This is a genomic window from Micromonospora sp. NPDC023633, from assembly GCF_040640035.1.
In the GTDB taxonomy this organism is placed as follows: domain Bacteria; phylum Actinomycetota; class Actinomycetes; order Mycobacteriales; family Micromonosporaceae; genus Micromonospora.
The window spans coordinates 42,807-57,263 of the sequence record NZ_JBFABB010000012.1; the positions used below are offsets into that span (position 1 = coordinate 42,807).

A 14,457-nucleotide genomic window follows, 5' to 3' on the forward strand; every position below is an offset into this window, starting at 1 on the left:
CCCGGGCCCGGAGTCGTCGGGTCAGTAGCCTTCGAATTCACTCACGGCGTCGGGGGTGGCGAAGAAGGCGCCGGGATAGCGCGGCGGGTACCGCAGGGCGACGTCGCGGTCATCAGGCGGAAAGGCCCGATTGATGCCGAGCGCCACCTCATAGCCGCCGTGGAGGAGTAGCTGTTTCGCTCCCGGAATGTACTCGTTCTCGACCTGGTACCGCAGCTCGGTGAACTTGGCCCGCACCGCGTTGCCGAGCGCCACCAGATTCAGGGCCTCGGGACCGCCGTCGACCCCTGCTTGAAGCGCTCTGGTGAGGGTGCTCGTGAATGGGTCGATCTCGCTCCCGAACAGCATCACCCGGCCAGCGCCCAGCAGCGACAACTGTGCGCCGTGCCGGTGATCGGCCGGTGGGTCCGGCAGGGTGAAGTGCTGCGCGGCGATCTGCGCGGAACCGCAGTCCAGCAGGACGACGAGTCGGGTGGCCGCACTGTTCCGCATCAGGTCGGCGACCCTCCTGAGCACGGACCGCCGGCTGCCCGGATCCTCGGTCCACTGCTCCGCGCCCTCGGGGGTCTCCCAGTGTTCCGGGCCGGTCGCGGCGTAGGAGAACAGCAACGTGTCTGACGCCGCCGCGGCGGCCCGGCGCACGGCGTCGATCACCGCGTCGGGGGACTCCCCGAGCACGAACTGTTCGGTGTGCGCTTCGAGGAAGGGCGTTCCGATGTTCGGGGAGACGAGGGTGCGGGCCAACGCCCTGGTCGCCTCCACCGCCGACTCGTAGCCGTGGCCGAATCCGTGGTCGGCGTCGGGGTCGGGGGTGTCCCGGCCGACGAGGACGGCTCGGGAACCGGCGAGGACGGGCAGAAGCGGATGTCGTCGTGGGGTCGCGTCGGCTGTCATCACTCCATTCTGGAGACCGAGAGCCGGCCAGTCGATGTCCCCGGCCGTGTCGGCGTCGGGGGAGCGCGGGCCGGCACCTCGCGCCGCAGGTCGCTCCCTGCGGGCCGGCTGCGGCGCGTCAACCGCTGTGCCCGTACCGGCTCGGCCAACCCGCCCACCCCGCTCTCGACAGCACCATCACCGCCGTCGAAAGTGAGCCCCTACCGCCTCATCAACGGACGACACTCGGCGTGTCACCGAACCGGTGAACGTTCATGGACAGCGCACTAGCATCTGCTCATGACGTTCTGGGTCCACTACGTGATCCCACCCGGCGCGGCGGCCGAGGGCATGCTCGTGCCTTCGGGTGACGACGTCCTCGTCTTCGCGCAGACGGTCGAGGTGGGCCCGGGCGACCGGACCGTCGAGTTCTCCCTCCTCGCCGCTGGCGACGGAGTCCAGATCGCCACCGACATCGACTGCACCGCGTTGCTCAGGGGAGAGCCGGAGGAAGTCGCCGTCGTCCGGGCCGTGGACAGTTGGGTGCTGGAGCGCGCCGCACAGGCCGTTCGGATTCACGAGCTGCTGCTCTACCGGTGGCACGAGGTCAGCTCCGAGTCCCACCGGTCGTCGCTCGAACCGCTCCGGCGATGGCTTCTGGCTCACGATCGCCCCGGCGACTACTGGAAGCTGCTCGGCACGGCGGCCGGGCGGCCAAGCCGGGGTGATCGAGGTGGCCCCGCCTCCAGGAAGGGCGCCACCCCCGCGGCCGGCGTCACATGACGTCGCCGAGCTGGTCGGTGCCGGCGAGCGCCAGGGCCGCGCCGTGTCCGGCGAAGAACGCTGCCGCGGTGGGCCGACGGGCACCTCACCCGGCGGCTCCAGCGGTCGCAGGGGGCGGTGGCGCTCAGTCGCCCGGGCCCGCCGGCGCAGCGCCGTTGTCGACGAAGTCGAAGGTCAGGCCCTCACCGGCGTCGCCCTCGCGCACCCGTTCGACGACCAGTCCCTGCCGATCCGTCGCCCGGAGGCGGACATTGCCCTCGCCGCTGATGGTGTAGGTCGGGCGGCCTTCGCTCTTCTCCCACGTCCTCTCGATGACGAACAGCTGGCCGGCCCGGCCGGCATCGCAGGCGGTGGCCACGACCGTCGCCGGGGCGCTGCCGTCGTCACGCAGGCCCATGCAGTCGGGCTCGCCGCCGCCGTGCGCCTTCGCGGTCCGGATCTGGTACTTGTTCCCGTGGGCGGGCAGCAACACGAACAGGCTCTTGTCCGTGTCGCCGTCGGTCAGGTTCAGTCGGCCCTTGGCGTCGACCGCCAGGATCGACTCGAACGACCCGACCGGCCGCAGGACGACCTGCCGTTCGCCCCGCATGATCGGGTCTGCGCCGCCGGCCGCCCCGGGGCTGGCCGTCTGCGACTCGTCCGTCGGCGTGGAGCCGGTGGGCGAGGGCGTGTCGCCGGCCCCGCTGGCGGGTGTCGACGTCACCGGCGAGGCGGTAGGCCCCTCGGCCGGGGGAGTCGCCGTGGTGCAGGCTGGCATGGACGTGGCGACACCGACGGCCAGCGCGGCCGCGACGGCGGCACGCATCGCCGGGGAGGGGGACGACAGGTTCAGCATGGCCAACTCCTTGAGTGGATCTTCACGAGCCTAGTCCGCCACCGCTTTCCGCGCAGAGCTCGTACCGCCGCTCAGGATCCGGTGCCTGGCACGCCCACCGTTGCCACAGCCGCCCCGGGCGGCAGCCGTCGCGTGCGCCGCCCGTGCTCCGCGACGGTCGTCAACAAACTCGGCTCCGAGGCGCGGAACCTGCCCGACGCCAGGCAGGTCGCCGACGTCCTCATCCCGCGCGTCTGACCACCTCCCGGAGGGCGGTCTCGTACCGCCCGACGGGTGAGCCGGCCGGACGGCCGACGCGGTCAGCCGGGGCGGAGCCGGCGGTACTGCGGCGCGAGTCCACCGAAGCCGAGCCCGTTCTCGTCCAGGGCGTTGTAGACGGTCAGCCAGCCGTCCGGGAACCGCAGGGCCACGGTCACGGCGCCGTCAGCCAGGTCGCCGCCGGCCCATTCGAGAAGCTCCACCGCCTCGACCCGTTGCCCGCGCCGGGCCGCCAACACGGGGGGTACGTCGTCGCGCCACCGCAGGCGGAAGTCGTCCGACGTCGGCCACACCGGCGCCCGGGTCACGTCCACTGAATTCCAGGTGATCGACAGATCGTCGAACTTCTGGTGGTTGACCTCCACGCGCTCCCCGGCGAAGTCGAGCACCACCGGGCAGTCGGCGAACCACTCGTCGTCATCGTCGTCCCACACCACCCAGGTGCGGGTCAACCGGCGGCCGACGAGGCCCCGCAGCCGGCGGCCGTGGCGGTCGGCGATCTCGTCGATCCCGCTGAGCCAACTCGGTCGGTAGCCAGCGATACCAAAGTCGAACGCCACCGGGAAATTCCTTCCGTGGCGCGCCGGTGGGCGTGGCGGTCTTGCTGAGGACGGCTCGACGGTACGCGATCAACCGTCCGGGCACGACCCGTCGCAGGCCCCGATTTCCCTGCGGCGAGGCGCATCCGTATCGAGGCCCATGACGGTGGGGGATCACGGTGCCGGTCGTGCCCCACGACCAGCAGGCCAGAGCCGTGTGGACACCAGGTCCGTCGGCGGCTGTCGCGTCGAAGCCGCGCGTGGTGTCGGTAGTCGCGGCAAGCGGCGGTGAGGCCCAAGACCAGTCGGTCGAGCGGCCGGCAGGCGATCCCTTCCGCCGAAGTGCGGAGTTCCGGCGACGCGCAGGACGGCGGGCGGAGCCCGGCCGGCCCGCCAATGCAACTGGAAACCGTTTTCGTGTTCATGTTCTAATGGCGGGGCTGCCGCGCCCTGGAGGACACCGCATGACCGTGCTGCACCCGCCATCGACCACGCGCCTGACCGACGTGGTCGACTGCGTCGCCGACGTACTCGGCCGGAACCCGGCCGACATCGGCCCTGACCAGCTCCTCACCGAGGCGGGTCTGGAGTCGTTCTCGGCGGTCCGGCTGCGGCGCAGGCTCCGTGACGACCTCGGGGTGGAGTTGCCGCTGACCGCCTTCCTCGACCGAGCGACTCCCCGTTCCATCGCGGGCGAGGTCACCGCAGCGCGATCCGCCGACCAGGCCGCGGCCGGGCAGGACGCGCCGGCGGAGGCCGTGCCGGCCGGTGGAGTGCCGGCCGCAACGGGCCAGGACGACTTCCCGCTCACCCCGATCCAGACCGCCTACCTGGTCGGCCGGGACCCGTCCTTTCCGCTCGGCGGGGTCGCCACCTTCTTCTATTTCGAGTACGACCGCCATCCGGGCGACGACCCGGAGCAGGACGTGCGGCGACTGGAGACCGCCTGGAACCGGGTGGTACGTCGACACCCGATGCTGCGCATGGTCGTCGGGCCGGACGCCCGACAGCGTGTCCTTTCCGAGGTGCCCGACTACCGGATCGCCGTGACGGACCTGCGGCACGCCGACAACGTGGAGGGCGATCTCGCCCGGCTCCGCGACGAGTGCTCCCACCAGCTGCTCCCGGTCGACCGGTGGCCGCTGTTCGACCTGCGTGCGACGGTGCTGCCCGACGGGCGCACCCGCCTGCACGTCGGCCTGGACATCATCGCCCTGGACATGACCAGCTGGATGGTGCTCATGCGCGAGTGGGGCCGGCTCACTGCCGATCCGGACCTCGACCTCCCGCTTCCCGCAGCGAGCTTCGCCGATCTCGTCAGCCGGCGCGACGACGACCCCGCCGAGGCCGCCCGCCGGCACCGCGACCGGGAGTACTGGGCGCTACGGCTGCCGACCCTGCCCGCCGGGCCGACGCTGCCCTGGGCCCGTCCCGTCGTCGAGCTGGGACTGCCCCACTTCACCCGGCACGGCTCGGAGCTGACGGCGCCGGAGTGGACGGCCCTGCGCCGACGGGCCGCCGCCCGCGGCCTGACCTCGACCGCCGTGCTGCTCGCCGCCTGCGCCCTGGTGCTCAGCCGTTGGGGTGCGGCCGAACGGTTCTGCCTCAACACCACGCTCTTCGACCGCCCCGAGACCCCCGAGTTCGCCACCGTGGCCGGGGACTTCACCACCACGGTGCTCAGCGAGACCCCCGAGGTCGATCCGACCGGGTGGACCGGCTTCACCGATTACGCCACCGCCGTCAACCGGCAGTTCTGGACCGACCTGGAACACCGCTCGGTGTCCGCGGTCGAGGCGCTGCGGGAACGGCGCACCGCCGACCTGACCCCCGCCTATCCCGTGGTGTTCACCAGCGGGATCGGGCTGGCCGGACCGGGGGAGCCGCCGACGGCGTGGCTCGGTGAGGAGGTCTTCGGCGTCTCACAGACCCCCCAGGTCCTCATCGACCACATCGTCTGGGACGAGGGCGGCCGGCTGCGGATCGCCTGGGACGTCGTCGACGGCTGCCTACCCGACGGGTACGCCGGCGGGATGCGGGACGCGCACCTGCGGCTGCTGCGGCGTCTCGCCGACGACGAGGACATCTGGGCCGACCCGGCCCTGGGGTGGGACCCGTCGTTCCGGCCCGACGAACGCGTCGAGGGCTCTCCGTTCGCCACGGCCGGCCCGCTGCTCGACGGCCCGCTGCGCCGGGCCGCGTCCACCGCACCGCAACGGGCCGCCCTGCTCGGCACCGAGCCGGTCAGCCACGGCGAGCTGGCCGACCGCGCCGCTCGTACCGCCTCGGCCCTCGCCGGCCTCGGGCTCCGGCCCGGGGACCTGGTGGCCGTAGCCCTGGACAGGGAACCCGCCCAGATCGCCGCCACCCTCGGCGTGACCGCGGCCGGTCTCGGCTACGTTCCGGTCGAGCCCAGCTGGCCCGCGTCCCGTATCGGCTCGGTCTGCGCCCAGGCGGGGATCCGGCACGCCCTGGTCGCCGACGGCGCCGACATCCGGTGGCCGGACGACGTACGGGCGCACCCGCTCGACGCCGACGGCGTGCTCGCCGGCGCCGATCCCGGGCGTCCCCGTCGGCCGTGCGCCAACGACCTCGCGTACGCGATCTTCACCTCCGGGTCCACGGGCCAGCCGAAGGGGGTGGCGGTGGAGCACCGGCAGGCCCGGACCACGTTGGACGAGATGGCTGCCCGGTTTCCGCTGACCCCCGACGACAGGGTGCTCGCCCTGTCGGCAATGAGCTTCGACCTGTCGGTGTACGACGTCTTCGGGGTGCTCGGCGCCGGCGCTGCCATGGTGCTGCCCGACGCCGCCCGGCAGCGGGACCCGGGCCACTGGCTCGAGCTGGCCGGCCGCCACCGGGTGACGGTGTGGAACTCCGCGCCCGCACTGCTGGAGATGCTCGTCGAATACGCCGAGATCGACCCGGCGTCCGCCGCGACCGCGCTGGCGGCGCTGCGGTTGGTACTGCTCTCCGGCGACTGGATTCCGGTCACCCTGCCCGATCGGCTCCGCGCCCTCGCCCCGCGCGCCCAGGTGGTGAGTCTCGGTGGCGCGACGGAGGGCTCGATCTGGTCGATCTGCCACCCGGTCGACGCGGTCGACCCCACCTGGCCGAGCATCCCGTACGGCCGGGCGCTGCGCGGCCAGTCGTTCCACATCCTCGACCGCGACGGACGCCCCTGCCCGGTCGGCGTCGCGGGCGAGCTGTACATCGGCGGCGACGGGGTGGCCCGTGGTTACGTGGGCGACCCGGAGCAGACCGCCCATCGCTTCGCCCACCACCCTGTGCTGCGTCGCCGCGTCTACCGCACCGGCGACCTCGGCCGCTGGCGCTACGACGGCACGATCGAGTTCCTCGGCCGCGTGGACCGACAGGTGAAGATCCGGGGGCATCGGATCGAACTGGGGGAGATCGAGTCGGTACTCGACCGGACCCCGGGCGTGCGGCAGTGCGTGGCACGTGCGGTGCCCGGCCCCGACGGCCGGCCCCGACTGGTCGCCTACGTGGTGGCTGCGGACCCCGGTGCGCCTCCGGATGAGGACGACCTGGTGGCCCGGCTGCGGGAACAGTTGCCGGAATACATGGTGCCGAGTCGGTTCCTGCACCTGCCGGCCCTGCCCGTGACCGACAACGGCAAGGTCGACCACGGCGCCCTGCCCGATCCCTACCGCACCGTTCGGTCGGCGCCGGCCGACGCCGCGCCGCCGCAGGTCACGGCCGACGGAGACGGCCCGGACGCGGCGTCGTCCGACGGTGCCGTCGCGCCGGAACGCCCACTTGTCGCGGCGAACGACCCCGACGTGAGCCTGGAGTCCCTGGTGGTCGACGCGGTCCGCTCCGGGCTCACCGTGCGGATCGAGGTGGGTGGTGGCGACCTGCACGCCGCCGCGGCGCTGACTCAGGCCGCCCGGATCGCGACCGCGGCGGCGCGGCATCCCGCCCGGCCATACGCGCTCACCGCGCACGTTGGTGCCGGCGCGGCGGTGCTGGCACTGGAGGTGACCCTCACCTCGTTGGCCGAACCCGACGCGCCCCCGGTCGCGGTCACCCCGGACGACCTGCCCGACGCGGCGGTGGAGCAGGCCGTGACGGCGGTCTTCGGTCATCTGCTCCACGCGCCGGTCGACGTCGACACGCCCTTCTTCCGCCTGGGTGCCACGTCGTTGACGCTGGTCCTCGCCCACCGTCGCCTCGTCGCCGAGCTCTGTCCAGAACTGGCCATCGTGGACCTGTTCGCCCACCCGACGGTCCGCGAGCTGTCCCGGCACATCACCGCCGGGCGTCCTCGCGCCGAGACCGTCGCCTCCGGACCAGCCACCCTCCCCTCGCCGGTGCCAGATCCGGCACCGGCGACGAGCCCGGAAGGGCCAGCGACGGACACGCGGATCGGGAGCGGAGCTGGCGGCCCACGGCCGCTCAACCGGCGGCAGGCACGGGCGCTGGCGGCGGAGGCGACCCGATGAGCGGTGCCTCCGCGGTGGCGGTCACCGCCGTCTCCTGCCGGTTTCCCGGCGCGCCTGACGCCGACGCGTTCTGGCGGCTGCTCGCCGAGGGAAGGGAAGGACTGACCCGCTTCACAGACGAGGAACTGGCCGCTCGAGGGGTGCCCCGACGCTGGCGCCGGGACCCGAGTTACGTTCCGGTCGGGGGGCTCATCGAAGGGCCGGACCTGTTCGATCCGGCGCCCTTCGGATTCACCGACGCCGAGGCCGCGCTGCTCGACCCCCAGCAGCGACTGTTCCTGGAGTGCTCCTGGCAGGCCCTGGAGCAGGCCGGCCACGGGGGCGGGCGGTCGGCCGGGGCGGTCGGCGTGTTCGCTGGCGCCGCGCACAGCGCGTACCTGACCAGCAACCTGGCGGGCCGGTGGGACCCGACCGGCGGCGGCCCGGATCCCGGCGGCAGCCTGCAGACCGCGATCAGCACCCACGTGGACTACCTGCCGTTGCAGGTGGCCTACCGGCTGGGCCTGACCGGGCCGGCCATCGCGGTCAACACCACCTGTTCCACGTCACTCGTCGCCGTGCACCTGGCCGTGCAGTCGCTGCTGGCCGAGGAGTGCGACACCGCGTTGGCCGGAGGCGCCTCGCTGATCGTGCCGCAGGGACGGGGCTACCGGTACGTGCCGGACGGGATCTTCTCCGCCGACGGGCGGGTCCGGCCGTTCTCCGCCGAGGGCACGGGCATCGTGTACAGCCAGGGCGTCGGGGTGGTGGTGCTCCGCCGACTCGCCGACGCGCTCGCCGACGGCGACCCGGTGCTCGCGGTGGTGCACGGCTCGGCGACCAACAACGACGGCGCCGACAAGGCCGGCTTCACCGCACCCTCCGTCCGCGGCCAGGCGGGCGTGATCGCCGAGGCGCTGGCGGTCGCCGGTGTCGCCCCCCGCCAGGTCGGCTACGTCGAGGCGCACGGCACCGCCACCCGCATCGGCGACCCGGTGGAGGTCACCGCCCTGCGCCGGGTCTTCGGCGCCGGTCCGGCCTGGTGCGGGCTGGGATCGGTGAAGAGCAACATCGGCCACGCCAACACCGCCGCCGGCATCGCCTCGTTCATCAAGACCGTCCTCGCCCGCCGGCACGGCATGATCCCCGCATCGCTGCACGCCCGACCGGTCAACGCACTGCTCAGCCTGGACGACTCGCCCTTCGACGTGGTCACTGAGCCCCGATCCTGGCCGGACGCCGCGTACGCGGGGGTGAGCTCCTTCGGCATCGGTGGCACGAACTGCCACGTGGTCCTCGGCCCACCGCCGGACCGGGCGCCTGCTGCTCCGGATCGTCGTCCGCAGCTGCTCGTCACCTCGGGGCACTGCGCGGACGCGGCGCGCGCCGGTGGCGCGGCGCTGGTCGAGGTGCCGGCCGACGGACGGCTCGCCGACGTCGCCCACACCCTCGCGACCGGCCGCGTGCACGGGCCCTACCGGGTGGCGACGGTGGCCGGGGCCGGGGAAGCGCGCCGGGCATCGACGCCGGTACGCGCCGCGGCCCGCCCGCCCCGACTGGTGTTCGCCTTCCCCGGTGCCGGCAGCGCGTTTCCGGCGATGGGTGCCCAGCTGTACGCGCAGGAGCCCGTCTTCGCCGCCGCACTGGACGAGTGCGCGGAACTGCTCGCCGTGCACCTCGACGTCGACGTCCGCGCGGCGTTGCGACCCGACGCCGATGCGGCGTCGCTCGCCGACGTCGGCTTCGGTCTGCCGGCGATCTTCGCCGTCTCGGTCGCCACGGCCCGACTGCTCGCCGACTGGGGCGTGCGCCCGGACGTCGTGCTCGGCCACAGCGTCGGCGAATACGCCGCCGCGGTGACCGCAGGCGCGCTGACCCTGCCCGATGCCGCCCGCCTGGTTGCCGTGCGCTGCGCCGAGGTGGCCCGGGTCGCCTCCGGCGGCGGCATGCTCGCCGTACCGCTGCCGGCCGAGGAGGTGACCGCACGGCTCGCCGCCCACCCGGCGCTGGACCTGGCCGTGGTCAACGCCCCCGACGCCTGCGTGGTCTCCGGGCCGTCGTCGGCGCTGGACGCGTTCGCCGCCTCGGTGCGCGACGTCCGCCCGGTGCGCCTGCGGGTCGCCGCAGGCCTGCACTCGCGGATGGTCGAGCCGGCCCAGCCGGCGCTCGCCGCCGCCGCGGCTGTCGTGACGCCGACCCGTCCGTACGTCGACTACGCCTCGACGGTGACCGGCGAGACGGCGACGGACGAACTGACCGACCGCGACTACTGGGTGCGGCAACTGCGCCAGCCGGTGCTGTTCGGTGCGGCGCTGCGCGCGGCGGTGTCCGACCGTGACACCGTGCTGGTCCAGGTCGGACCCGGCGCCGCGCTGGTCGCTCTGGCCCGCCGGAACCGGCTCGACACGCTGCTCACCGCCGTCGCGACCATGCCCACCGACGAGCCGCACGTTGACGCGCGCACGCTGCGGGAGGCGGTGGGTGCGCTGTGGTGCCACGGCGCCGCAGTGGATCCGGCCGCCGGGCACCTGCCGGGGCGGCGCCGGGTTGCCGCGCCCGGCTACGCCTTCCAGCGGCGTCCCCTCTGGATCGACCCGCCGCAGGCGCAGGCACCTGTCACGGGCTCAAGGGTGGACGTCGAAGAGCCGTTGCAGGTGCCGCTCTGGCAGCAGTCGCCACCGCCGGCCGCCGAGCCCCGGTTGGAAGGACGGTGGCTGGTGATGCCCGGCGGCGACGACGAGACCACGACGGCGGTCACCACCGCGCTGATCACCGCCGGGGCGGCTGCGGTCCTGACCGCCGACCCGGCGGAGTCCCCGGTCCGCGACCCGGATGCCGACGGGCCCGCCGCGCAGGCCTGCGGTGGTGACGCTGGGTCCACCGGGGCAGCCGCCGAGCGGAGCCCCGGCGAACGGGGGGAGAGCAGCCTCGCGGGGGTCGTCGTCCTGCCCGGCGGCAACCGCGCCGACGCGTCCGGCGCCGACGGCGCGGCGGTCGTGGCGGCGGTGCTGCGCCACGGGCGGCTGGCCCACCTGCTGGCCGGTGCCGGTGCACCGCTGCTGGTCCAGGTCACCCGCGCAGCGGTCGCGGTGCTGCCCGGCGAACGCCCTGATCCGGCCGAGGCGGCCCTGCACACCCTGCCCCGGGTGGTGGCGCAGGAGCGGCGAGGCCTGCGCTGGTGCACCGTCGACGTCGCCGAGGCGGCCCCCGCCGACGTCGCGGCGGCGGCGCTCACGGAAGCCGCCGCGCTGGCGGGTGGCGCGGCATCGGGCACCGAGCGGGCGGTGCGTGGCACGCACCGCTGGCACCGCAACCTCGCGTCCTGGCGGCCGGACACGCCGAAGGCCACCGTCGCCGTTGCCGGCACCGTTCTCATCATCGGCGGGCTCGGTGACGTCGGGCTGACCATCGCCGGCCACCTCGCCAAAGCCGGCCACCACGTCGTGCTCACCTCCCGGCACGGTGAACCCGAGCCCGGCACCGACCGTGCTGAGACGCTGGCCCGACTGCGCGCCACCGGTGCCGAGGTGACGGTCCACCGGCTGGACGGCACCGACGCGCCCGCGACCGCCACGCTGGTCGCGGCGCTGTCCGAGCCGGCCCCGCTGGCCCTGGTCGTGCACGCCGCCGCGGCCGGCGACGACCGTTGGACCACCTTGAGAGACGCCACCGCGGCGCAGGTCACCCGGCAGGTTGCCGCCAAGCTGGGCGTCGCGCGCGCCCTGCACGACGCGATCACCGGCCTTCCGGCGGACCGGCGACCGCCGCTGGTCCTGCTGATGTCCTCAGCGGCGACGCTGCTCGGCGGCGTCGGCACCGGCCCGTACGCGGCCGCGAACGCGGCCCTGGAGGCGTACGCCCACCGGGTGGACACCCCGCAGTGCCGCTGGCTGGCGGTGGCCTGGGACGCCTGGCGGACCGGCCCGGGAGGCACCGACCCCGCGGTGAGCCTGCACGACAGCCTGGACGCCGTCGGTGGCCTCGCCGCGCTGGAGCGGATCCGCGCCGCGCTGCCCACGGTGCCACCCCTGGTCGCCGTGTCGCCACGGGAACTGCCAGCGGCGATGGCCGAGGCGGCACGCCCCGCCGCCCGGGCCCGGCCCACCAACCCCGAGTCGCCGGCGGCATTGACCGCCACGCAGCAGACGGTCGCGCAGGTCTGGTCGCAGCTGACCGGAGAGCCGGTGACCAGCCCCGGAACGGACTTCTTCGCCCTTGGCGGGCACTCCCTGCTCGCGACCCGGATGCTCGCCCAACTACGCGACCGGACCGGTGTCGAGTTGCGGCTGCGCGACCTGTTGGCGCAGCCCACCGTCGCCGGCCTCGCCGCACTCCTCGACACGGGCCCGGCACCGGATCACGCCGACAGCCCGACGGGCGGCAGGCCGCCGGCCGGGGACGAGGGCACGGCGATGCCCGACGTGGACGGGACGTTTCCGCTGACCCGGATCCAGCACGCGTACTGGGTGGGCCGCTCCGGGGGCTACCGCTGGGGCGACCGAGCCTGCCACTTCTACCTCGAGTACGACTGTCCCGGCCTCGACCTGCGCCGCTACGAGAACGCGTGGCGGACGGTGATCGGGCGGCCCGATGCTGCGTGCGGTCGTCACGCCGCAGGGCCGCATGCGGGTGCTCGACCCGCTGCCCGCCTACCGGATCCGCGTGCACGACCTGACCACGACCGATGACGCCGAGCGCGGCGGGCGACTGGCCGCACTGCGCGAGCGGATCTCCCGCCAACCCGGTCCGGCGGACCGGTGGCCGCTGTTCACCGTGCAGGCGGCCCGACTGCCCGAGGGGAACGTCCGGTTGTTCATCGGCGTCGATGCGCTGATCTGCGACGCGGCGAGCTGGTGGCTCATCGACCGCGAGCTGCGCGCCTTCTACCAGGATCCGCACGCGCCGTTGCCGGCACCGGCCGTGCACCCGGCGGCCTGCGCCGCCGCGCTGCACCAGCGGCGATCAGGGCCGGCCGCCGCCCGGGCGGTCGACTGGTGGCGCCGACGCATGCCCACCCTGCCGCCACCGCCCGACCTGCCCGTCAGCGACGCACCCGACCAGACGGTGCGCTTCGTCCGCCGCACCGCCCGGTTGACCGCGCAACAGTGGCGGACGCTGCGCGGTCATGCCGTACGCCGTCGACTCACCCCGACCGCCGTCCTGCTGGCCGCGTACGCCGACGCCCTGCGGGAGTGGTCCGGCGACGACCGCTTCAGCATCATGCTCACCCTCTTCGACCGGCCGGACGAGGTGCCGGGAGCGCACGCGGTGGTGGGCGACTTCACCTCACTGGTCGTGCACGAGGTCGACGCCGCCGGATCGATGTCGTTCGCCGAGCGCGCCGCGTCCACCCAACGGCGGCTCTTCACCGACCTGGACCATCGCGAGTTCTCCGGCCTTGACGTGCTCGCCGAGCGGTCGGTCTCGGACGGCCGGCTGGCGTCGGTGCCGGTGGTGTTCACCAGCGCCCTCGGCATGGCGGACACGATCGGCGAGGACCACGACCTGCAGTGGGCCGGCCGGCAGGTCCACGGGGTCAGCCAGACTCCGCAGACGCTGCTCGACCACCAGGTCCTCGAACAGGGCGGGGAGCTCTGGTTGCAGTGGGACGCGCTCGAACCGGTGCTCGACCCCGGCCAGGTGCAGAGGGCATTCGACGCGTACGCCGAGCGGGTGCGCCGGCTGGCCGATGACACGGACAGCTGGGACGACCCGCTCGCGGCGCTGCCGCCCGCGCGCCGGCCAGCGGTGCCCACCGCGCCGCCGCCCCCTGAGACGGCAGCGGCGGACATCCTCGCTCCCGTGGTCTGCGACCCGCGGGCGCTGCCGGACGTCGCGGTACCGGTGCGCACCGGTACCGGCCCGGACACCCTGTACCTGATGCACCCCTCGGGCGGGGACGTGCTCTGTTACACCGACCTGGCCCAGCTGCTCGACGAGCGGATCTCGGTCGTCGGTCTCACCGATGCGGCGTTGGTCGGCGCACCGGCCCCGGACACGATCCCCGAGCTGGCCGCGGCCTACCTCGCCGTGCTGCGTCGACGGCAACCGACCGGCCCGTACCTGTTGGGCGGCTGGTCGATGGGCGGGACCGTGGCGCAGGAGATGGCCCGCCAGGCGTACGCCCGAGGCTGGCAGGTGCCCCTGCTGGTCATGATCGACTCGAATGATCCGACCTACATCCGGCACCTGGCCGCCGAGTCACCGGCTGCCGGGCAGGCCGAGCTGATCGTCCGGCAGCTCGGCGCGCTCGAGGCGTACCTCGGAGTCGATCTCGGCAGCACCGAACCCGGGTTGCGGCAACGGTTGACCGCGCAAGCCGAACCCGACCGGCTCGCCGAGGCGGAGCGACGACTGCGTACCCACCGCCTCCTGGGACGGGGAGAGACCCTCCGTGACCGGTTGGCCGTCCTCGACCGGCACCTCCGCGCGTTGGCGGCCCACGAGCCCGGCCGCCTCGCCGCGGACGACACCGCCACCCTGCTGGTCCACGCCGAGCTGCCCGCGCCGCGCAACTCCGGCATCGGAATGGGCGTGGACGACACCCCGCCCGGCCTGTCCGACCTCGGATGGCGTCCACACCTGACCGGCCCGCTGCACACCGTGGGCGTCGCCGCCCACCACTACTCGGTGGTGCGCCCACCCGCGGTCGCCGCGGTCGCCGCGGCGATCAACCGGAGCCTGCGTACCCTGCTGTCCCACCAACACTGACGACCCATCCCAC

General features: G+C 74.1%; 7 protein-coding genes. 4 read left to right on the top strand and 3 right to left on the bottom strand.

Annotated features, from left to right (window positions below; translation table 11 throughout):
* Positions 1 to 21: 21 nt before the first annotated feature.
* Positions 22 to 894: a hypothetical protein gene (locus AB0G13_RS05690; protein WP_357869381.1), complete on the bottom strand. Its 873-nt coding sequence runs from the start codon at positions 892 to 894 to the stop codon at positions 22 to 24.
* Positions 895 to 1,173: 279 nt separating this feature from the next.
* On the opposite strand from AB0G13_RS05690, the gene AB0G13_RS05695 reads away from it, so the two are divergent.
* Positions 1,174 to 1,656: a hypothetical protein gene (locus AB0G13_RS05695; RefSeq protein WP_357869383.1), complete on the top strand. Its 483-nt coding sequence runs from the start codon at positions 1,174 to 1,176 to the stop codon at positions 1,654 to 1,656.
* A gap of 124 nt (positions 1,657 to 1,780) precedes the next feature.
* On the opposite strand, the gene AB0G13_RS05700 is transcribed toward AB0G13_RS05695, so the two are convergent.
* Together AB0G13_RS05700 and AB0G13_RS05705 are read right to left on the bottom strand one after the other, a co-directional pair.
* Positions 1,781 to 2,491 (bottom strand): hypothetical protein, encoded by a 711-nt coding sequence (locus AB0G13_RS05700; RefSeq protein WP_357869385.1) that lies wholly within the window; start codon positions 2,489 to 2,491, stop codon positions 1,781 to 1,783.
* Between the two features lie 299 nt (positions 2,492 to 2,790).
* Positions 2,791 to 3,309, bottom strand: coding sequence for a hypothetical protein (locus AB0G13_RS05705; protein WP_357869388.1), 519 nt, complete (start codon positions 3,307 to 3,309; stop codon positions 2,791 to 2,793).
* A gap of 443 nt (positions 3,310 to 3,752) precedes the next feature.
* Between AB0G13_RS05705 and AB0G13_RS05710 the strand changes: the two genes are divergently transcribed.
* The 3 genes from AB0G13_RS05710 to AB0G13_RS05720 are packed head-to-tail and all read left to right on the top strand — an operon-like array spanning position 3,753 to position 14,444.
* A complete protein-coding gene (locus AB0G13_RS05710; RefSeq protein WP_357869390.1) occupies positions 3,753 to 7,754 on the top strand; it encodes an amino acid adenylation domain-containing protein in 4,002 nt (1,333 codons plus the stop codon).
* Positions 7,751 to 12,421 carry an SDR family NAD(P)-dependent oxidoreductase gene (locus AB0G13_RS05715; RefSeq protein WP_357869393.1) on the top strand — a complete coding sequence of 1,557 codons (4,671 nt, stop codon included), beginning with the start codon at positions 7,751 to 7,753 and terminating at the stop codon, positions 12,419 to 12,421. Before AB0G13_RS05710 ends, AB0G13_RS05715 begins: the two co-directional genes overlap by 4 nt.
* Positions 12,324 to 14,444, top strand: a complete 2,121-nt coding sequence (locus tag AB0G13_RS05720) for a thioesterase domain-containing protein (RefSeq protein ID WP_357869396.1) — start codon at positions 12,324 to 12,326, stop codon at positions 14,442 to 14,444. The genes AB0G13_RS05715 and AB0G13_RS05720 overlap by 98 nt, the downstream gene beginning before the upstream one ends.
* Positions 14,445 to 14,457 lie beyond the last annotated feature (13 nt).